This is a genomic window from Ruegeria sp. YTSC106, from assembly GCF_059609765.1.
In genome coordinates, this window is record NZ_JBXWMI010000003.1 from 301,524 (window position 1) to 318,457 (window position 16,934).

20 protein-coding genes are annotated in these 16,934 nt (G+C 58.9%); 10 read left to right on the forward strand and 10 right to left on the reverse strand.

Translation table 11 applies throughout. The annotated features are described in order from the left end of the window. Positions 1–33 precede the first annotated feature (33 nt). From AC2FEB_RS05900 to AC2FEB_RS05910, 3 genes are all read right to left on the reverse strand, one after another. Positions 34–156, reverse strand: a complete 123-nt coding sequence (locus AC2FEB_RS05900; RefSeq protein WP_496719329.1) for a putative quinol monooxygenase — start codon at positions 154–156, stop codon at positions 34–36. A 138-nt stretch (positions 157–294) separates the two neighbouring features. Continuing rightward, positions 295–849: a sugar O-acetyltransferase gene (locus AC2FEB_RS05905; protein WP_496671153.1), complete on the reverse strand. Its 555-nt coding sequence runs from the start codon at positions 847–849 to the stop codon at positions 295–297. Positions 850–859: 10 nt separating this feature from the next. Then, positions 860–1,615: a 3-hydroxyacyl-CoA dehydrogenase gene (locus AC2FEB_RS05910; protein WP_496671151.1), complete on the reverse strand. Its 756-nt coding sequence runs from the start codon at positions 1,613–1,615 to the stop codon at positions 860–862. Positions 1,616–1,837: 222 nt separating this feature from the next. On the opposite strand from AC2FEB_RS05910, the gene AC2FEB_RS05915 reads away from it, so the two are divergent. Beyond that, positions 1,838–2,686, forward strand: a complete 849-nt coding sequence (locus AC2FEB_RS05915; RefSeq protein ID WP_496671148.1) for a hypothetical protein — start codon at positions 1,838–1,840, stop codon at positions 2,684–2,686. A gap of 75 nt (positions 2,687–2,761) precedes the next feature. Here AC2FEB_RS05915 and tyrS read toward each other — a convergent pair whose 3' ends face one another. Next, a complete protein-coding gene (gene tyrS, locus AC2FEB_RS05920; RefSeq protein WP_496671145.1) occupies positions 2,762–4,009 on the reverse strand; it encodes a tyrosine--tRNA ligase in 1,248 nt (415 codons plus the stop codon). A gap of 305 nt (positions 4,010–4,314) precedes the next feature. Here tyrS and AC2FEB_RS05925 point away from each other — a divergent pair, with 305 nt between their 5' ends. From AC2FEB_RS05925 to AC2FEB_RS05935, 3 genes are all read left to right on the forward strand, one after another. After that, complete coding sequence (locus tag AC2FEB_RS05925; RefSeq protein WP_496671635.1) at positions 4,315–5,388, forward strand: anhydro-N-acetylmuramic acid kinase; 1,074 nt, start codon at positions 4,315–4,317, stop codon at positions 5,386–5,388. 79 nt (positions 5,389–5,467) lie between these two features. Next, positions 5,468–5,758 (forward strand): hypothetical protein, encoded by a 291-nt coding sequence (locus AC2FEB_RS05930; protein WP_117868712.1) that lies wholly within the window; start codon positions 5,468–5,470, stop codon positions 5,756–5,758. A 10-nt stretch (positions 5,759–5,768) separates the two neighbouring features. Further along, complete coding sequence (locus AC2FEB_RS05935) at positions 5,769–6,230, forward strand: hypothetical protein (protein ID WP_496671142.1); 462 nt, start codon at positions 5,769–5,771, stop codon at positions 6,228–6,230. 161 nt (positions 6,231–6,391) lie between these two features. Here AC2FEB_RS05935 and AC2FEB_RS05940 read toward each other — a convergent pair whose 3' ends face one another. Both AC2FEB_RS05940 and AC2FEB_RS05945 read right to left on the reverse strand, forming a co-directional pair. Next, positions 6,392–7,159: an extensin-like domain-containing protein gene (locus AC2FEB_RS05940; protein ID WP_496671139.1), complete on the reverse strand. Its 768-nt coding sequence runs from the start codon at positions 7,157–7,159 to the stop codon at positions 6,392–6,394. Positions 7,160–7,256: 97 nt separating this feature from the next. Next, a complete protein-coding gene (locus tag AC2FEB_RS05945) occupies positions 7,257–7,676 on the reverse strand; it encodes a cupin domain-containing protein (protein ID WP_496883906.1) in 420 nt (139 codons plus the stop codon). An 85-nt stretch (positions 7,677–7,761) separates the two neighbouring features. Between AC2FEB_RS05945 and AC2FEB_RS05950 the strand changes: the two genes are divergently transcribed. Beyond that, positions 7,762–9,180, forward strand: coding sequence for a protein adenylyltransferase SelO (locus tag AC2FEB_RS05950; protein ID WP_496671632.1), 1,419 nt, complete (start codon positions 7,762–7,764; stop codon positions 9,178–9,180). Positions 9,181–9,194: 14 nt separating this feature from the next. On the opposite strand, the gene AC2FEB_RS05955 is transcribed toward AC2FEB_RS05950, so the two are convergent. After that, complete coding sequence (locus AC2FEB_RS05955) at positions 9,195–10,148, reverse strand: DMT family transporter (protein ID WP_496671136.1); 954 nt, start codon at positions 10,146–10,148, stop codon at positions 9,195–9,197. A gap of 166 nt (positions 10,149–10,314) precedes the next feature. On the opposite strand from AC2FEB_RS05955, the gene AC2FEB_RS05960 reads away from it, so the two are divergent. The 5 genes from AC2FEB_RS05960 to AC2FEB_RS05980 all read left to right on the forward strand — a co-directional run bounded on the left by AC2FEB_RS05960 (position 10,315) and on the right by AC2FEB_RS05980 (position 14,604). After that, the gene (locus tag AC2FEB_RS05960) at positions 10,315–11,037 is read left to right on the forward strand and encodes an endonuclease/exonuclease/phosphatase family protein (RefSeq protein ID WP_496671133.1); all 723 of its coding nucleotides are present in this window, start codon (positions 10,315–10,317) and stop codon (positions 11,035–11,037) included. A gap of 65 nt (positions 11,038–11,102) precedes the next feature. Beyond that, positions 11,103–11,516 carry a Fur family transcriptional regulator gene (locus AC2FEB_RS05965; protein WP_117868718.1) on the forward strand — a complete coding sequence of 138 codons (414 nt, stop codon included), beginning with the start codon at positions 11,103–11,105 and terminating at the stop codon, positions 11,514–11,516. A 133-nt stretch (positions 11,517–11,649) separates the two neighbouring features. Continuing rightward, positions 11,650–12,528 (forward strand): DMT family transporter, encoded by an 879-nt coding sequence (locus AC2FEB_RS05970; protein WP_117872711.1) that lies wholly within the window; start codon positions 11,650–11,652, stop codon positions 12,526–12,528. Between the two features lie 136 nt (positions 12,529–12,664). Next, positions 12,665–13,939, forward strand: a complete 1,275-nt coding sequence (gene eno, locus AC2FEB_RS05975; RefSeq protein ID WP_117868719.1) for a phosphopyruvate hydratase — start codon at positions 12,665–12,667, stop codon at positions 13,937–13,939. A 500-nt stretch (positions 13,940–14,439) separates the two neighbouring features. After that, positions 14,440–14,604: a hypothetical protein gene (locus AC2FEB_RS05980; protein WP_162896760.1), complete on the forward strand. Its 165-nt coding sequence runs from the start codon at positions 14,440–14,442 to the stop codon at positions 14,602–14,604. Here AC2FEB_RS05980 and AC2FEB_RS05985 read toward each other — a convergent pair. From AC2FEB_RS05985 to mazG, 3 genes are read right to left on the reverse strand one after another with little or no spacing between them, the layout of a single operon-like run. Beyond that, complete coding sequence (locus AC2FEB_RS05985; protein WP_496671128.1) at positions 14,601–15,050, reverse strand: GNAT family N-acetyltransferase; 450 nt, start codon at positions 15,048–15,050, stop codon at positions 14,601–14,603. The genes AC2FEB_RS05980 and AC2FEB_RS05985 overlap by 4 nt on opposite strands. Continuing rightward, positions 15,047–15,988: a nucleoside hydrolase gene (locus tag AC2FEB_RS05990; RefSeq protein WP_496883907.1), complete on the reverse strand. Its 942-nt coding sequence runs from the start codon at positions 15,986–15,988 to the stop codon at positions 15,047–15,049. The genes AC2FEB_RS05985 and AC2FEB_RS05990 overlap by 4 nt, the downstream gene beginning before the upstream one ends. Before the next feature lie 53 nt (positions 15,989–16,041). Beyond that, positions 16,042–16,908, reverse strand: a complete 867-nt coding sequence (mazG, locus tag AC2FEB_RS05995) for a nucleoside triphosphate pyrophosphohydrolase (RefSeq protein ID WP_496883918.1) — start codon at positions 16,906–16,908, stop codon at positions 16,042–16,044. Between the last annotated feature and the right edge of the window lie 26 nt (positions 16,909–16,934).

The window sequence follows — 16,934 nt, forward strand, 5'->3', positions numbered from 1 at the left end:
AGAGGCGAAATGAAGCGTGGTCATATGCGTCTGTTAAGGTTCGCGAATCTGCCAGTTTTCATAGAGCATAAAAACACCTGGATTGGTTGTATCCACATGCAGGTCGTGTTGGATGCATCCTTCTTCTGGACAGGCGATGGGGCTGACTCTTTCGATTTCAGCGCGGTCAAGAACTGCCTTGTCCGGTTGGGCGACTCCCCGTGGGGGCGCAGTGACCCGGCGCTGCCTGACCGAAAAAGTGGCACGCGCCGCGCCCCGGGATCAAGGCCCCGGCGGATAGGGGAAAGAACAGGGTTATCGGAGGGGCCGTATAGGCCGGGCAGGGTTTCCGACGACGGTCTCGCCGACCGGAACGTCTTTTGTCACCACACTACCGGCTCCGATGATGGCGTTGTCGCCGATCGTAACGCCCGGCATGATGATCGCACCGCCACCAATCCAGACGTTTTCGCCGATCATGACAGGGTGGGCGACTTCAAGGCCCCGAGCGCGTGAGGCAGGGTCTTTCGCGTGTTCGGCGCAATAGATCTGCACTGCGGGCCCAAGCATCGTGTCGTTCCCAATCGTCACCGGCGCGGTATCGAGCACGACACAGCCTGCGTTGAAAAACACTCGATCCCCCAAAGACAGGTTTATTCCGTAGGCACAGTGAAATGGGGCCTCAAGAAAGCAATCCTCACCAACACCAGCAAAAAGTGCTGCCAGTTCCAGCGCGATGGCCCCACGGTCATCCGGCGGACACGTGTTATGGGCATGAACGGCACGACGCGCTTCGGCACGAAGCGCATCCAGTTCCGGGTCAAGGCAGCAATACCACTCGCCCGCTTCCATTTTTTGTCGCTCGGTCATGAGCCCCGGTTTAGCGCATACGCAGGGCGCCGTCGATGCGGATGACCTCACCATTCAGATACCCCATCTCAACGATGAACCCGGCCAGTCGTCCGTATTCATGCGGGTCGCCCAGGCGGGCAGGGTTCGGGACGTCAGCGGCAAGCTGTTGTTGCACCTCTTCGGGCAGACCCGCCAGCATCGGGGTCATGAAAATGCCCGGCGCGATGGTCATGACCCGAATGCCGGTCGAGGCCAGATCGCGGGCCATCGGCAGCGTCATGCCCACGACGCCTCCTTTGGAGGCCGCATAGGCCGCCTGACCCTTTTGCCCGTCAAACGCGGCGATCGAGGCGGTGTTGATGATCACCCCGCGTGCTCCATCTGGTTCGGGGTCATTCTTTGCCATCTCGGCAGCGCCCAGCCGGGATACGTTGAATGTGCCAACCAGATTGATGTCGATCGTACGCTGGAACGCATCCAACGGGTGGGGGCCATCCTTGCCAACAGTCTTGATGCCATAGGCGATACCTGCACAATTCACCGTCGCAGTGATCTTGCCCATCTTTTCCGTGCCATGGCGTATGGCGGCGGCCACCGACTGCTCGTCAGTCACATCCGTCTGCACGAAATGCCCGCCGATCTCGGTGGCAACCTTTTCGCCGCGGTCCGCATCACGATCCAAAATGGTGACCTGCGCGCCTTTCGAGGTGAAGTGGCGGGCCGTGGCTTCGCCCAGACCGGACGCGCCGCCGGTGATGAGGGCGGCAGTGGTGGACAGGTGCATGGTGAACTCCTCCCATGGATATGAACACTTGTTCAATAACTGCAATTTGGGACCAGTGTCCACATATTTGAGAAAGAGGGATCTTGGTTGGCGGGCCAGATCATTCGCCCCGATGCCCTGGCGGATCCTCAAGACAACTTAATCCCAACTTCACGAAAACGCGCCTGTTCGTGAACGAAGAACTCAGCGCCGTTGTGTGTTTTTTCACCAGGAGGATCTATTATGGTAAAGAGTACGAAGCAAATATTGGGTGCAGCTATCGCTGTTCCTGTTTTTGGAATGGTGATGATAGGCAGTGCTGTTGCCGCATCGGAAACTTGCAACTGGAAAACGGCCCGAAATCTCGCCAACGCCGGCGACTATGCCAGTTTGTGCGATTGTGTGCAGGTGACCCCGAGTTTTCTGGACAGGCTTCAAAAGCGGTCCGACTTTGAGACAACTTTGAGTGTAACCGGGGCGCAATGTCCGGGGTTGGCCGCGTTGCTGACGGATTTGCCGACGGCAAGCTTGTATGGTTCGGCGGAAAACCGGGGTGAAAACCGCAGCTCTGAACTAGGTGGGTCTGAATTTGCCGACGCTGGTAGTGCACCCGGCGGTGAATCCGGTGGTGGCGGAGGTGAGTTTGGAGGTGGCGCTGACACTGGTGGCGGTGGAGGTAACTCCGGCGGTGGCGGTGGCGGTGGTCAGTCCGGCGGCGGCGGAGGTGAATCCGGCGGTGGCGGAGGTGAATCCGGCGGTGGCGGAGGTGAATCCGGCGGCGGCGGAGGTGAATCCGGCGGTGGCGGTGGTGAGTCCGGTGGCGGCGGAGGTGAATCTGGCGGTGGCGGTGGCGAGTCCGGTGGCGGCGGAGGTGAATCCGGCGGTGGCGGTGGCGAGTCCGGTGGCGGCGGAGGTGAATCCGGCGGCGGTGAAGGCAAAGGTGGGAAAGGCAACGGCGGCAAAGGCGGTGGCAATGGCAATAACGGCCACGGCAATGGCGGCGAGGGCAGCAGCCCGGGTCGCGGCAATAACGCCAACGATGATGAAGGCGGCGACCGGCCCGGTCGCGGCGGAGGAAAAGACCGCAGATAAGCACAGATTACCGAATGAAAAACGGCCACCCGTTTGGGTGGCCGTTTTAATTTTGTGCTTTTCAGACTTGCCGAGTTAGCCCAGTTGAGCCAGCGCGTGGCGCTTTTTCCCCGCGCTCAGCTTGATGGGCGAGGACAATGCACCTGCGTCGATCATCAGCCCGGCATCGGTCAGCGGCGCGTCATCCAGCTTGGCGCCGTTCTCGGCTATCAGGCGCTTGGCCTCCTTGCCGGACTTGGCCAGACCCGTTTTCACGATCAACTGGACGATAGAGATCGGTAAGTCTGCTTCCGATAGCGTCAGGGTCGGCAGATCATCTCCGACTCCGCCTTTTTCGAACACTTCGCGGGCAGTGGCTTCGGCGTTCGCCGCAGCCTGCGCACCGTGGGCCAGAGTCGTCACCTCGTTGGCAAGACGGATCTTGGCCTCGTTGATCTCGGACCCTTTCAGCGCGCCCAGGCGATCACACTCGTCCACCGGCATTTCGGTGTAGAGCTTCAGGAACCGCCCGACATCAGCGTCGGTGGTATTGCGCCAGAATTGCCAGAACTCATAAGGCGAACGCATGTCTGCGTTCAGCCAAACCGCGCCGTCCTGAGATTTACCCATTTTCTTGCCGTCGCTGGTGGTCAGCAGGGGCGAGGTCAGTCCGTAGATCTCGTGATCCAGCACGCGACGGGTCAGGTCGATACCGTTGACGATGTTACCCCACTGGTCGCTGCCGCCCATCTGCAGAACGCAGCCATAGCGGCGGTTCAGCTCAAGGAAGTCATAGGCCTGCAGGATCATGTAGTTGAATTCAAGAAAGCTGAGCGATTGCTCGCGATCCAACCTAGATTTCACCGATTCAAAGCTTAGCATCCGGTTGACCGAAAAATGCCGCCCGATGTCTCGCAGGAAATCGAGGTAATTCAGGTTGTCCAGCCATTCCTCATTGTTCAGCATCAGAGCCTTATTCTCGGCCTCAGGGTCATAGTCGATATAGGCCGAGAACACCTTTTTGATGCCCGCGATATTCTCATTGATCTGTTCGGGGCCCAGCAGCGGGCGTTCATCCGCGCGGAACGAAGGGTCGCCCACCTTGGTGGTGCCGCCGCCCATCAAAGTGATCGGCTGGTGGCCGGTTTTCTGGAACCAGCGCAGCATCATGATCTGGATCAGGCTGCCCACATGCAACGATTTGGCCGTTGCATCAAAGCCGATATAGGCCGGTTTGCACCCACTGATCAGCGCGTCGTCAAGGCCCTGATAATCGGTGCAGTCGGCGAGAAAGCCGCGCTCGATCATCGTGGCGATGAAATCCGATTTGGGGTGGTAGGTCATATCGTGCCCTTTGGGTTAATGTTGCGGGGCACTGTATAGGCGGCAGCGCAGGAGAGGAAAAGCCACCTTTTCACCTCAGGTGCGGGGTGTGGTCGAGGGTGTCGATCCAGACACGCGCCCTGAGAAAAAAATTGCCGGGCCGGTGCAGAAAGCTTGCCTTTGTGACCCAACAGAAGGCACGTTGGCCGGGCTGCAACCCAAAGGTGAAATTCCGGACCTGGACGCGGCGAATGATACAGCCAATTCAGGAGGCAGGCTTGGACCAGACCATCAGGAAACACGGAAAGGTCCGAGCTTTGGGCGCGATGTCCGGCACGTCGATGGACGGGGTTGACGCGGCGGTGGTGGAAACCGATGGACATTCGATTTACGGGTTTGGGGAAAGCGGATATCGCGCATATTCGGATGCGGAACGCGATGTGTTGCGGGCGGCCCTGGGGCAGTGGCACGGACCTCAGGTCGATGCGGCGGCCGAGATGGTGACAATCTCCCATGCCGAAGCACTGTCCGAGTTCGAGGACGTGGATCTGATCGGCTTTCACGGACAGACGCTGGCGCATGAGCCGCGCGGGCGCGGAACGTTTCAGGTCGGTGACGGGCTGGGGTTGGCGCAGGCGCTTGGGCGTCCGGTGGTTTGGGATTTCCGCAGCGATGATGTGGCGATGGGGGGCGAGGGGGCTCCGCTTGCGCCTTTCTTTCACTTTGCCTGTGCCAAATGGTTCGGCGCGGACCGGCCGTTGTGCTTCCTGAACCTGGGCGGGGTCGGCAACCTGACCTATGTGGACCCGACGTTCGAAGGCCCCGAAGCCCCCGGTGCGCTGCTGGCATTTGATACAGGACCGGCCAATGCACCTGTCGATGATCTGATGCAGGCCCGTCTGGGGCTTCCCATGGACCGGGACGGGGCATTAGCCCGCGATGGCACAGTCGAGATGGGCGCGCTTGAGCTGTTTCTGGCCGAGCCGTATTTTTCCCGTATGCCGCCGAAATCCTTGGATCGGAACGATTTTTCGGAAATGATCGGTTTGGTCAAGGAACTCAATGACGCCGACGCGGTGGCCACTCTGACCGGTATGTGCGCCGCAGCTGTGGTGCAGGGGATGGAGCACTGTCCGAAACCCCCGTCCTGTGTGTTGGTCACCGGGGGTGGCAGGCGCAACCCGGTGTTGATGGAGATGTTGCGCGTGTCGCTGGATTGCCCGGTCGAAACGGTTGAGGCGGTGGGGCTGGACGGCGACATGCTTGAGGCGCAGGCGTTTGCCTATCTGGCGGTGCGCGTTGCTCGGAGGTTGCCGACCTCTTGCCCCGGAACCACTGGCGTTAAGGCGCTTGTTGGTGGCGGGGTCGTAAGTTCGGTGTCTATGGACCCGGTTGGATAACGTGATCCGGAAAACAGTTCAAAAAAACAAATCTTTGTGCAACCGTTACCTCGAACCCATGCAGTGAGGGTAAGGCACTATGGCGACCAAAGCAGAGCTTGAATCCGAGTTGGAGAAGCTACGGGAACGAAACGCGTCGTTGGAGGCGCAGGTCGAAAAGGATCCGGAACCCAAAGAGCCGCCAGAGCGGGTCAAATCATCGGATGAAATCCGGAAACTTCTGGAAGACCACGGAATCGATCTGAGCCAGGTTCAATCCTTGGGCAATGACGTTGTCGAGGAGTTTGGTCGGTTGCAGAAAGACTATCCGATCACGGCGTTGCTGATTGCATTTTCACTGGGTTACGTCGTCGGGCGTGCGCAGGGTTAGGAGACCGGTTATGAGCAGACTGAGCAAAAATCTGGTTACGATCTATCGGACCGAACGTTTGATTGCACGCCGCCGCCTTGGAGTGGTTCAGCAACAGACGATATTGATGGGCATTGCGGGCATCGCGGCATTGTCGGCGGTGGTGCTTTTGAATGTTTCCTTGTTCTTGGCGCTCCAGAGTTCGATGCCACCAGCCTCGGCGGCGGCGTTGTTGGCCTTTGGAAACCTTATTTTCGCTGGGCTTCTGGTGCTGGTTGCAAAACGCAGCAATGTCGAGGACGAAGTCGCCCCGGCCGTCGAGGTGCGCGATATAGCCATAGCGGACATTGAAGACGAATTGGAAGAGATGACCGCAGAGGCACGAGAGGTTGTTCAGGCGGTCAAAAGCATTGGATCAAATCCTTTGGGGTCCGCAGCGACGCTGTTGGTGCCTCTGATCAATGTGTTGATCAAAAGCCGAAGCGACAAATAGGGGCGCCCGTCCTGACGCGCTGATGCTGATCCCAGAGGTATGGTCAGATGAAACGAGGAGTTTGTGGACTTGGCGGGTTAGTACTGAATGATGCCGGCCTTGGTGAGCGCGCCAAGGGTCGGGGTATCCGCGATGCGGAAAAACTCAACCAAGTCAAAGGTTCATCGGCAAACCGGGCCGCTGCTGCGGCGCGCGGTGTCCAGATGGAAATGCCCTTTATGATAGCGATCGGCATCCGGGCCGAGCACGGTTCCGAACACACCGCAGGCGCCACTGTGCAACTCTCGCAAAACAGCGCCCTGGTCGTTGTTCCATCCGTCCCGAACCGTGATCTGGGTTCCGTCCCGTAGAACGAAGGTCGATATGTCGATCGCCTTTCCCCGCGCATGTTCCGAGATGCGTGCACGCGGCTGGTTGTTCTGGGTCTTGCAGGCATAATGGCCGACGATCCGCATCCCCTTCAGCCCGCCGCCCAAATTGGCAAAGGCTGGCTTGGCCGTGTTTTCGATCCATGTTTTCAGCGTGACCGCCGTCTGGCAATCCATCAAAGAGAATTGGCTGAGTGCGATGTCAGAGATCCTGTAAACCCGAACCGGGTTCGTGATCCCGCATCCGCGGGCCTTTCCGGCGACGGGCTTGCGTGTTTCGCCCAGAATGGTCCAGTCACCACACACGGCGCCCCGTTCCAACATTCGTTCACGACCCATTTCGAATTGCCGGAACTTGCAGGGCCGCAGGGCAGGACGCTTTGAAACCAGCACCGCAGGTTCCACTGTCACGGCCGGGCCAGCATCCTCAGCCGTTTCTTCCCAGGTCGGCTCTGGCACAGTCAGATCGGATGAAAGACGGGCCTTGGCGCAAGCGGGCTCTGCGCCTGCGAAGGCTGCGCTTTGACAAAAGAACAAGACAGACAGCAGGACCTGCTTCATTCTCACTCGTTACTCCGTCGCTTGTGGCTACGTGTACAGAATGATCAATGGGCAACTGTCTGTAAACTCACCTTTTCAGAGATCCTATTGTGAACAGTTACGCCTTGGGGATATCGAAGCCCGGCGCGGCCAGTTCGAACCCCTCGAACTGGAAACCGGGCAAGACCGTGCAACTGACCAGCGTGTAATCACCCGTGCTGCGGGCGGCTTGCCAATGACCTTCCGGGACGATCAGTTGTGGCGCGCCAGCGGAAAGATCTGGTGTCAGCACATGTTCGGTGGTGGGGCCTTGGTCGGTTGCGCTGAGCGACAGGACAAGCGGCGCGCCGGCATGGTACAGCCAGATCTCGGTCGCATCGACACGGTGCCAGTGGCTGCTTTCGCCAGCCTGCAACAGGAAGTAGATGCAGGTGCCGGTGGGGCGGCCTTCGTTTTCAGCGCGCCATGTCTCGGCGTACCAGCCACCTTCAGGATGGCGTTGCAGGTTCAGGCGGTCGATAACCTCTTGTGCAGTCATGTGGTCCCTCGTGTTTGGGTGCGATTATGCACGGGCAGGCGTGATCCGCTATGGTATTCATGCGCTCGAGGGATATGTTTGCGACATGACCCTGAAAATCCCCTTCGATAACTCCTATGCCCGACTGCCGGATGCGTTCTTTGCGCGGCAGTCGCCGATTCCCGTGCGCGCGCCAAGGATGATTGCGTTCAACGATGATCTGGCCAAGTTGCTGCGGATTTCGCCCGGAGACGTTGAGGACATGACCGAATCCTTTGCGGGAAACAGTATTCCCGAAGGTGCCGAGCCCATCGCTCAGCTTTATTCCGGGCATCAGTTCGGGCAGTACAACCCGCAACTGGGCGACGGGCGTGCAGTGCTGCTGGGCGAGACTGTCGGAACGGACGGGGTGCGCCGGGATATTCAACTGAAAGGTTCGGGTCCTACACCGTTTTCCCGCCGGGGCGATGGCCGGGCCTGGCTGGGGCCTGTTCTGCGGGAATATGTGGTATCCGAGGCAATGCATGCGCTGGGCGTTTCGACCACACGCGCTCTGGCAGCTGTGGAAACCGGTGAGACCGTCTTTCGCGAAGGTCCGATGCCCGGAGCGGTCCTGACCCGGGTTGCATCCAGCCATCTGCGGGTGGGGACCTTCCAGGTTTTTGCAGCGCGTGGGCAAATGGACAGCCTGAAGCGCCTGACGGACTACGCCATTGCCCGGCATTATCCCAAGGCAGAAGGTCCCATGGGCCTGTTGCGTTCGGTGCGGGATGCTCAGGCCAGTTTGATTCCGAAATGGATGAGCGTGGGGTTCATCCATGGGGTGATGAATACCGACAACTGCTCGATCGCGGGCGAGACAATTGATTATGGCCCATGTGCGTTCATGGATACGTATCACCCCAACACCGTCTACAGCTCGATTGACCGGATGGGGCGTTATGCCTATTCGAACCAGCCCGATATCGCGATGTGGAACCTCGCGCAGCTGGCAACGTCATTGATCCAGCAGATGGACGATAAAGAGGCCGCCGTGGAAGAGGCGACCGAGATCGTCCACGCGATGCCGGATCTTCTGCAACAGAATTGGTTGTCCCGGTTCCGGGCGAAGATCGGACTGGCATCCGCGGACGAGGGCGATCAGGAACTGATCACCGACCTTCTGAAGCTTATGGCCGAGGGGCAGGCGGATTTCACCAATACCTTCCGGGCGCTGGGCGGTGGCAAGGCGCGGGATCAGTTCCTTGCCCCGGAAGCGTTTGACAATTGGGAAGCGGGTTGGCGCATGCGGTTAGAGCGCGAAGCAGCGCCGCTGGATGTGATGACCGCTGCAAACCCTGCATTCATTCCGCGCAATCACCGGGTCGAACAGATGATCCAGGCAGCCGTACAGGGAGATTACGCGCCGTTTGACCGGTTGAACGCCGTCCTGGCGCGGCCTTACGAGGATCAGGGTGATGCGGAAGACCTGAGGCGTCCTCCGGCCGAAAATGAGGTGGTCCATGCGACGTTTTGCGGGACGTGACGCGCAGACCGCGTCTATTTCCGCAGGATTTCCAACACCGCGGCGCTGACGATCAGGGTGGCGCCCAGAAACTCCCGCAGGCCGAATGGTTCGCCGGACAGGGCCGCGGCAGACGCGATACCGACGACGACCTCGCTCATCAGCAGCAGGCCGACCTTTGCGGGAGACAGTTTTGTAGCTGGCCAGATGGTCATGTAGATCATGGGCAGAATGTAGACAGCCGACAGCATCGCATATCCCGCTATGCGGACCGCTCCTTCCTGTGTGACGTTTGGCAGCGCCTGGCCCCGAAGCGCCAACAGGCTGACAAGCGACAGCAACAGCGCGCCAAGTACAAAGGCAAAAACCTGACCCGTAATGGTAATGCTTCCGGTTTTGTACAAACCCAGAGTGCCCAATGCCCAGCATATGCCCGACGCCAGCGCCAGCCAGTCGCCCAGGTTTTGCGGCCATGGCACGAACCCGGCACCCCCAAGCACGACAAACAGCCCGCCAAGCCCGCAGATCAGGCCCGCAAGGCGCATCAGGCTCAGGCGTTCTTTCAGAAATACAACGCCCAGAAGCGTGCCCCATATCGGAGTGAGATAGAACAGCAGGATCGAGCGGACGACGTCGGTGTAGACAAGGCTGATCGAATACAGGCTGAATGCAGCCCCTGTGAACATACCGCTGAGCATCAGATCACGCCATTGCCGGGTCAGCATGTGCCTGTCGGCCCAGATAAAGGGGAACAAAGCAATCAGGGCCGCGCAGTACATGACGATCCCGGACCAGGGGCCTGTCAGACCGTAATCATAGAAAAACCGCACCGGAATCCAGTAAAGGCCCCACAGCGCGCCACCCATCACCAGTATGATACTGGGCCGGGTGCTGTTGTCGGGTTGGCTCAGGCTCATCTTGGCCTTGCTTTCGCTGCGCTTCGATGTCGTCACCGGATCGGGATAGAGGGCTGCGGGGCCGGGGATCAAGCGGAACCTTTGCTTTGATATGAAGCAGGGTTCATTCGACGAAATAACGGGCAGATTATCGGAGTCTGGTGGCGTCTCTGATTTGCCGCAGCAGGAAACTGAGCTGAGGGGTTGCGCCCCACGTCAGGCATGGCACTTTAGGGGCATTCCACTTGGTCATGGCCTCATGCAAACTTCGTCCACGCTGCGTATCGCAAGCTACAACATTCAGAAATGCGTCGGGCTGGATTTCCGGCGTCAGCCGCAACGCGTTTTGCAAGTCATCGAAAACACGAAAGCGGATATCGTGGTGTTGCAGGAGGCCGACAAACGCCTGCCGCCCCGCCCGGCGGCACTGCCGCATTTCATGTTGGACGAGGCAGGGTGGAAGATCGTCGATCTGGGCGGTGCAGGCAGTCTGGGCTGGCATGGCAACGCGGTGATCTGGCGCGGAGAGAGTATTTCGGTACGCCGCAAAGGGCATCACGAGCTGCCGGGGCTGGAACCGCGCGGGGCGGTTCGGGTCGAGTTCGACACGCATATCGGGCCACTGCGCGTGATGGGGATGCATCTGGGGCTTTTGCCAGCGTCACGGCGGCAGCAGATATTGCATATTCGGCGGAATGATTGGGATATGGACCAGATGCCGACAGTTTGGGCCGGTGACTTCAACGAATGGTCACGCCAGCCTGTTCTGGATCATCTGGCCCCAGAAATGCGGTTCCTGCCCCCCAGGCCCAGTTTTCCTGCCGCACAGCCTTTGGGTGCGCTGGATCGGATCGCGCTGGGCATCGGAGTCCAGGCTGTGGCGCACGGTGTTCACGACACGCGTCCCGCGCATATCGCATCCGATCACCTGCCGGTCTGGGCCGATCTGGCGCGCGCTACATCAGAAGGTCGCAAAAGGTGAAATCCCTGTAGCGAAACGCGCGTAGACATATTAAGACAGACACCCGAGCAAGTCTGAGGGGCATCATGTCGGAAACGATTATTGGGCGTTGTGAAGCCAAGGGGCTGCGCATGACCGGTCAAAGAAGGATCATCGCGCAGGTATTGGAACAGAGCGACGACCATCCGGATGTCGAGGAACTCTATGCACGGGCGTCTGCTGTGGACAAAGGCATTTCCATTGCAACGGTCTATCGCACGGTCAAACTGTTCGAAGAGGCTGGTATTCTGGAACGCCTCGAGTTCGGCGACGGACGGGCCCGGTACGAGGATGCCGAGCGCGATCATCATGACCACCTGATAGACATGCAGTCAGGAGAGGTTATCGAATTCGTCGACCCCGAGATCGAAGCCCTACAGGAAAGAATCGCGGCAAAGCTTGGGTACAAGCTGAAAGGGCACCGGTTGGAGCTGTACGGCGTCCCGCTGGAAAAGGACTGACCCATCACAAAACGCGATTGATCCCCTCACGTTAATTCATCAGGCGTGACGGGAATTGTCTTGCCAGATGCTGTTGGTTGAGGTTGTTGTGCGTGTATCGGCACCCGACATGCACTTTCCAACGGACGCGCAAATGAACAACGTAAACGGCATCCTGCTGCTCATCGGGTCGATGGCGGCCTTTGCTCTTGAGGACATGTTCATCAAGCTCCTGTCCGGCTCTGTGCCGACAGGGCAGATCATGGTGTTTCTGGGTGTGTTCTGCGGGCTCGTGTTTGCCACGATGTCAGTGGTCACGCGCAAACGGATCTTTGATCCCGTGGCCTGGAAAACCCTGCCGTTGGTTCGGGCCGCGACAGAAGGTTTTGGCGCCGTTGCTTTTGTGACAGCACTGTCGCTGATTGACCTGTCCACCGTTGCAGCTGTGTTTCAGGCCATGCCGTTGGTCGTCACCATGGGCGCGGCCCTGTTTCTTGGCGAACAGGTCGGGTGGCGCCGCTGGAGCGCCATTGGTGTCGGCTTTGTCGGTGTCCTGATGATCATCCGCCCCGGGATGGAGGGCTTTCGGCCGGAATCCCTGTTTGTAGTTTTGTCCGTTGTCGCAATTGCCGCGCGTGATCTGATCACCCGCAAGCTGGACCCGCGAGTGGCTTCGTCCGTTGTTGCGATGCAGGCTTACATTGCGGTTGCCGTCGCCGGCCTGGTTCTGATGGTCATGTCCGGGGCATCCTTCGTGCCTGTTCAAGCTGGTCAAACGGGTCCCTATGCGGGGGCGATCGGATTTGGCGTGCTGGGGTACTACGGCATTGTCACTGCGATGAGGGTGGGCGAAGCCTCGGCCCTGATGCCATTCCGGTACACGCGTCTGGTGTTTTCGATCCTCGCGGGAATGCTTATGTTCGGTGAACGCCCTGATGCGCTGACAATGGCAGGGGCAACCCTGATCATTGGCTCGGGTCTTTATACCTTTATCCGCGAACGGCGTCTGGCGCGCGAACTGGTGCCTGCCTGAGCCTGTTGGCGCAAACAGAGGGCTGTTAGCCCTAAATGTCCGGGAATATGTGTGTTAGCGGTAACGGAACCGGTTTACTTTTGGCCGGTTGCTGCTATGACGCGTGCAACCGACTGCAGTCATAGGGACAGGCCTCATGAGCACCATCATCGACATCCACGCACGCGAAATTCTGGACAGCCGGGGCAACCCGACAGTCGAAGTTGACGTGATTCTGGAAGACGGCACCATGGGCCGCGCTGCCGTGCCCTCGGGTGCGTCCACCGGCGCCTATGAGGCGGTAGAAAAACGTGATGGCGACAAGGCGCGCTATATGGGTAAGGGCGTTCTGGAAGCCGTTGCCGCCGTGAACGGTGAGATCGCGGAAGAACTGGTAGGTTTTGACGCGACTGAACAGGTGGCCATTGACCAGGCAATGATCGAGTTGGACGGAACCGAAAACAAGGGCCGTCTGGGCGCAAACGCGATCCTGGGTGTTTCGCTGGCCACGGCGAAGGCAGCGGCGGATTTCACCACGCAGCCTCTCTATCGGTATGTGGGCGGTACTTCGGCCCGGGTTCTGCCGGTTCCGATGATGAACATCATCAACGGTGGCGAACATGCCGATAACCCGATCGACATTCAGGAATTCATGATCATGCCGACCGCCGCCGCGAACATTCGCGAAGCGGTGCGCATGGGGTCCGAGGTGTTCCACACTCTGAAAAAGGAACTGTCAGGCGCGGGTCTGGCGACCGGTGTGGGCGACGAGGGCGGTTTTGCCCCCAACATCGCCTCGACCCGTGAAGCATTGGATTTCATCCTGAAGTCCATCGAAAAAGCAGGTTACAAGCCGGGTGAGGAAATTCACCTGGCGCTGGATTGCGCCGCGACCGAGTATTTCAAAGACGGCAAATACGTTCTGGCTGGCGAAGGCACGACCCTGACCTCGGAAGAGAATGCGGCCTATCTGGCAGCTCTGGTCAATGACTACCCGATCATCTCGATCGAAGACGGTATGTCCGAAGATGACTGGGATGGCTGGAAGGCCCTGACCGATGCCATCGGTGACAAGGTGCAGTTGGTGGGTGACGACCTGTTCGTGACCAATCCGGTGCGTCTGGCCGAAGGGATTGAGCGCGGCTGTGCGAACTCGATGCTGGTCAAGGTGAACCAGATCGGCTCGCTGACTGAAACCCTGCGCGCCGTCGATATGGCCCACCGCGCGCGCTATACCAACGTGATGTCGCACCGTTCGGGTGAGACCGAGGACGCCACCATTGCCGATCTGGCCGTGGCGACCAATTGTGGTCAGATCAAAACCGGCTCGTTGGCGCGATCTGACAGGTTGGCCAAGTACAACCAACTGATCCGCATCGAAGAGTCGTTGGGAGAAGTGGCCGAATACGCCGGCGCGTCGATCCTGAAATAAGCGAAGAATGGGGGCCAACAGCCCCCATTTTCAAGGTGCCGGCCTCTGATCCATCAAGCGTTCGTTCCTCTGCCCGTGTCGCAATCCACGTGATCGATCACTTGGTCTTTTTGAACCTTGGGAACTCTTGGATCCAAGCGTTTCATGGGCCCTGAACCGGGGTCTTCCGGACGATCACGGTGAATGGTGCGGCAGGAAACACTGCTTCAGGTGATATCCACCTTTGGTTGAACCTTTCTGGTTCGGTCTTTCTCTGGGTTTACGATTGCGGTGCTTGCTCGCATTTGAAGTTGAAAACTTTTGAAAAATCTTCGCACTTTTCGCAAGAGAGGCGAGATCCGGATTACGCAATCATTTCAGTGGTCTCTGTTTCGCAGGCGTATTGGATTAGTCTTTTTGCTTCTGAAAAGAATGCAAAAATCACATTATGTGTGAACTTGTTACTAAGTAAATCACAGCCACGTGATCTAACCTGACTGCATCACAGCAAGGAGACTACGATGTCTGTATCCAAATTCCTTCTGGTAACCGCAGCAGCGTCCATCACAGTTCTTTCCGCCTGCGCGGGTCCGGGAACCTACCCAATAACCGGAGACCCGGTCTCGGCGAGTGACCCGGTACAAGACATGAACCCGGCCAATATCTTCCGTGGCGAGTCTCGTTAAAGCAACTTGCTCATCAGCATATATCTGTCGCGTGGTTTGAACCCGGTACGCAAATAGATATTCTGAGCGGCTTCGTTGTTTCGATCGACTTCCAGGTGAAGGGCTGTCAGCCCCGCTTCGGATAATGCTTTTGGCAAGGCCAACAAAACTTCGGTCGCAATACCGCGACCGCGAACAGCGGGTCGGATATAGATTTCGTCGACGAAACCGTCCATGCCGCCGAATTCGACGGACCAGCCGAATGTCAGGATGATGTAGCCCAACGGCGCGCGTCCTGGGCCGATCAGATAGACACAACCATGGGGAATACCCTCGAGCAGGGGTGCAAGAGCGTTTCGGATCTGGTCCGGGTCTTGCGCCAGACCGGCCTCGGTATGAAAGGCGGTGACCAGCGCCATCAGGCGGTCCAGGTCTTCGGGGCGCGCAAGGCGCAGGGCGGCGCTCATAATCTGGCCAGCCTTTCCGTCAGCAGGTCAAAGAAGCCGTCAGCGTCGATCTCCCCCATGAACAGTGCAGTAGGGGCGCGGTCGGTCACGCCCCACCAATCTGCGACGGTCATGCCCATGGTCAGTTCGGACTGGGTTTCAATCTCGACATTCACATGACGGCCCGAAAACAGCTCGGGTCGGATCAGATAGGCGGTCACGCAGGGGTCATGCAGGGGTGCGCCCTGACTGCCGTATTTTTCCTTGTCGAACCTCTCAAAGAAATCAGTCATCTCTGCCACGGCGAGTCCGACTTTGTTTCCCAGAGTGCGGAATGCATCGTTGCGGGGTCTGGTGACCAGCGCCTTATGCGTGACATCCAGTGACATAACTACAATCGGCCTTCCGGATTTAAAAACGATATCAGCTGCTTCCGGGTCGACATGGATGTTGAACTCCGCTGTTGGAGTGATGTTCCCAACCTCGAAATACGCCCCGCCCATCAGAACGATTTCCTGCACCCGATCAACAATATCAGGGGCTTTGCTGAATGCGGTCGCGATATTCGTCAGTGGCCCCAGCGGGCAAAGGGTCACGGTGCCCGGCTCATGCGCGCGCAGAGTGTCGATGATGAAGTCCACCGCGTGACCCTCGGCCAAAGGCATCTGCGGATCAGGCAGGTCCGGGCCATCCAGTCCTGTCTTGCCATGCACATGCTCGGCCGTGACCAGGGGGCGGTTCAACGGTCTGTCGCAGCCTGCATAGACCGGCACATCGGTCCGGCCCGCCAGTTCGCACACGATTCGAGCGTTCTTGGCTGTCAGTTCCAAGAGCACGTTGCCCGCAACTGCTGTAATGCCCAGAATCTCGATCTCTTCCGGGCTGGCCAGCGCCAGCAGGATGGCGACGGCATCATCCTGTCCGGGATCGGTGTCGATGATGATCTTGCGAGGGGGCATGGCGTCTCCGGGGGTCGTGAAGGTGGGACACTCGCAAGTGTCGGTTGGCTTGTCTACCCGTTTCTGGGGGCTGCCATGGCGTCCACCGGCGGGAGTTTGCCGTTGGCACGATGCTCTTCGATTTTGACCTCGTCCCAGAGCGCGTCCATCTCGGCCAGATCGCTTTGCGATGGGGTCTTGCCCCGTTTGGCCAGCCGTGCCTCGACTTTTTCAAAGCGACGAGTGAACTTGGCATTGGTGCGACGCAGGGCGGCTTCGGGTTCGATGCCCAGATGGCGACCCAGATTGACCATGACAAAGAGCAGATCACCGAATTCATCCTCAAGCGCGTCGGCATCCATCTTGTCACGCGCTTCTTCCAGTTCGGCGGCTTCTTCGGTGATCTTGGCCAGCACATGGCTTGCATCGGGCCAGTCGAACCCCACGCGCGCGGCACGTTTTTGCAGCTTATGGGCACGCAACAGGGCAGGCAGGTTGGCGGCTACACCGTCCAGCGCGCCTTTCTGTTCTTTGCCAGAACGTTCAGCCGCCTTGATCGTTTCCCAATCCAAGGTTTGCTGATCGGCGGTCTTGTCGCGGGATTCGTCGCCAAAGACATGCGGGTGGCGGTTGACCATCTTGTCCGACATGGTGCGCACCACGTCCTGAAAGGTGAAATGCCCAGCCTCTTCAGCCATTTGTGCGTGAAAGACCGACTGGAACAGCAGGTCGCCCAGCTCTCCCTTCAACTCGTCCCAAGCCTCGCGCTCGATAGCGTCGGCGACCTCATAGGCCTCTTCGATCGTATAGGGCGCGATGGTGGCGAAATCCTGTTCGATATCCCAAGGGCAGCCGGTTTGGGGATCACGCAATCGGCGCATGATTTCCAGCAGACGCTCGATACCGGCGTCACTGTCATGGATCAGAGGATTTTCGGCCATTGCGAACCCTTTCATTCCGGTGTCAG

Bases quoted from the DNA above. Each gene is read 5' to 3' on its own strand.
- AC2FEB_RS05960 (WP_496671133.1), top strand. From the start codon at position 10,315: ATGCAAACTTCGTCCACGCTGCGTATCGCAAGCTACAACATTCAGAAA.
- AC2FEB_RS05930 (WP_117868712.1), top strand. From the start codon at position 5,468: ATGGCGACCAAAGCAGAGCTTGAATCCGAGTTGGAGAAGCTACGGGAA.
- AC2FEB_RS05945 (WP_496883906.1), bottom strand. From the start codon at position 7,676: ATGACTGCACAAGAGGTTATCGACCGCCTGAACCTGCAACGCCATCCT.
- AC2FEB_RS05915 (WP_496671148.1), top strand. From the start codon at position 1,838: ATGGTAAAGAGTACGAAGCAAATATTGGGTGCAGCTATCGCTGTTCCT.
- AC2FEB_RS05925 (WP_496671635.1), top strand. From the start codon at position 4,315: ATGTCCGGCACGTCGATGGACGGGGTTGACGCGGCGGTGGTGGAAACC.
- AC2FEB_RS05970 (WP_117872711.1), top strand. From the start codon at position 11,650: ATGAACAACGTAAACGGCATCCTGCTGCTCATCGGGTCGATGGCGGCC.
- mazG (WP_496883918.1), bottom strand. From the start codon at position 16,908: ATGGCCGAAAATCCTCTGATCCATGACAGTGACGCCGGTATCGAGCGT.
- eno (WP_117868719.1), top strand. From the start codon at position 12,665: ATGAGCACCATCATCGACATCCACGCACGCGAAATTCTGGACAGCCGG.
- AC2FEB_RS05985 (WP_496671128.1), bottom strand. From the start codon at position 15,050: ATGAGCGCCGCCCTGCGCCTTGCGCGCCCCGAAGACCTGGACCGCCTG.
- AC2FEB_RS05990 (WP_496883907.1), bottom strand. From the start codon at position 15,988: ATGCCCCCTCGCAAGATCATCATCGACACCGATCCCGGACAGGATGAT.
- AC2FEB_RS05965 (WP_117868718.1), top strand. From the start codon at position 11,103: ATGTCGGAAACGATTATTGGGCGTTGTGAAGCCAAGGGGCTGCGCATG.
- AC2FEB_RS05905 (WP_496671153.1), bottom strand. From the start codon at position 849: ATGACCGAGCGACAAAAAATGGAAGCGGGCGAGTGGTATTGCTGCCTT.
- AC2FEB_RS05980 (WP_162896760.1), top strand. From the start codon at position 14,440: ATGTCTGTATCCAAATTCCTTCTGGTAACCGCAGCAGCGTCCATCACA.
- AC2FEB_RS05910 (WP_496671151.1), bottom strand. From the start codon at position 1,615: ATGCACCTGTCCACCACTGCCGCCCTCATCACCGGCGGCGCGTCCGGT.
- AC2FEB_RS05950 (WP_496671632.1), top strand. From the start codon at position 7,762: ATGACCCTGAAAATCCCCTTCGATAACTCCTATGCCCGACTGCCGGAT.
- AC2FEB_RS05940 (WP_496671139.1), bottom strand. From the start codon at position 7,159: ATGAAGCAGGTCCTGCTGTCTGTCTTGTTCTTTTGTCAAAGCGCAGCC.
- tyrS (WP_496671145.1), bottom strand. From the start codon at position 4,009: ATGACCTACCACCCCAAATCGGATTTCATCGCCACGATGATCGAGCGC.
- AC2FEB_RS05935 (WP_496671142.1), top strand. From the start codon at position 5,769: ATGAGCAGACTGAGCAAAAATCTGGTTACGATCTATCGGACCGAACGT.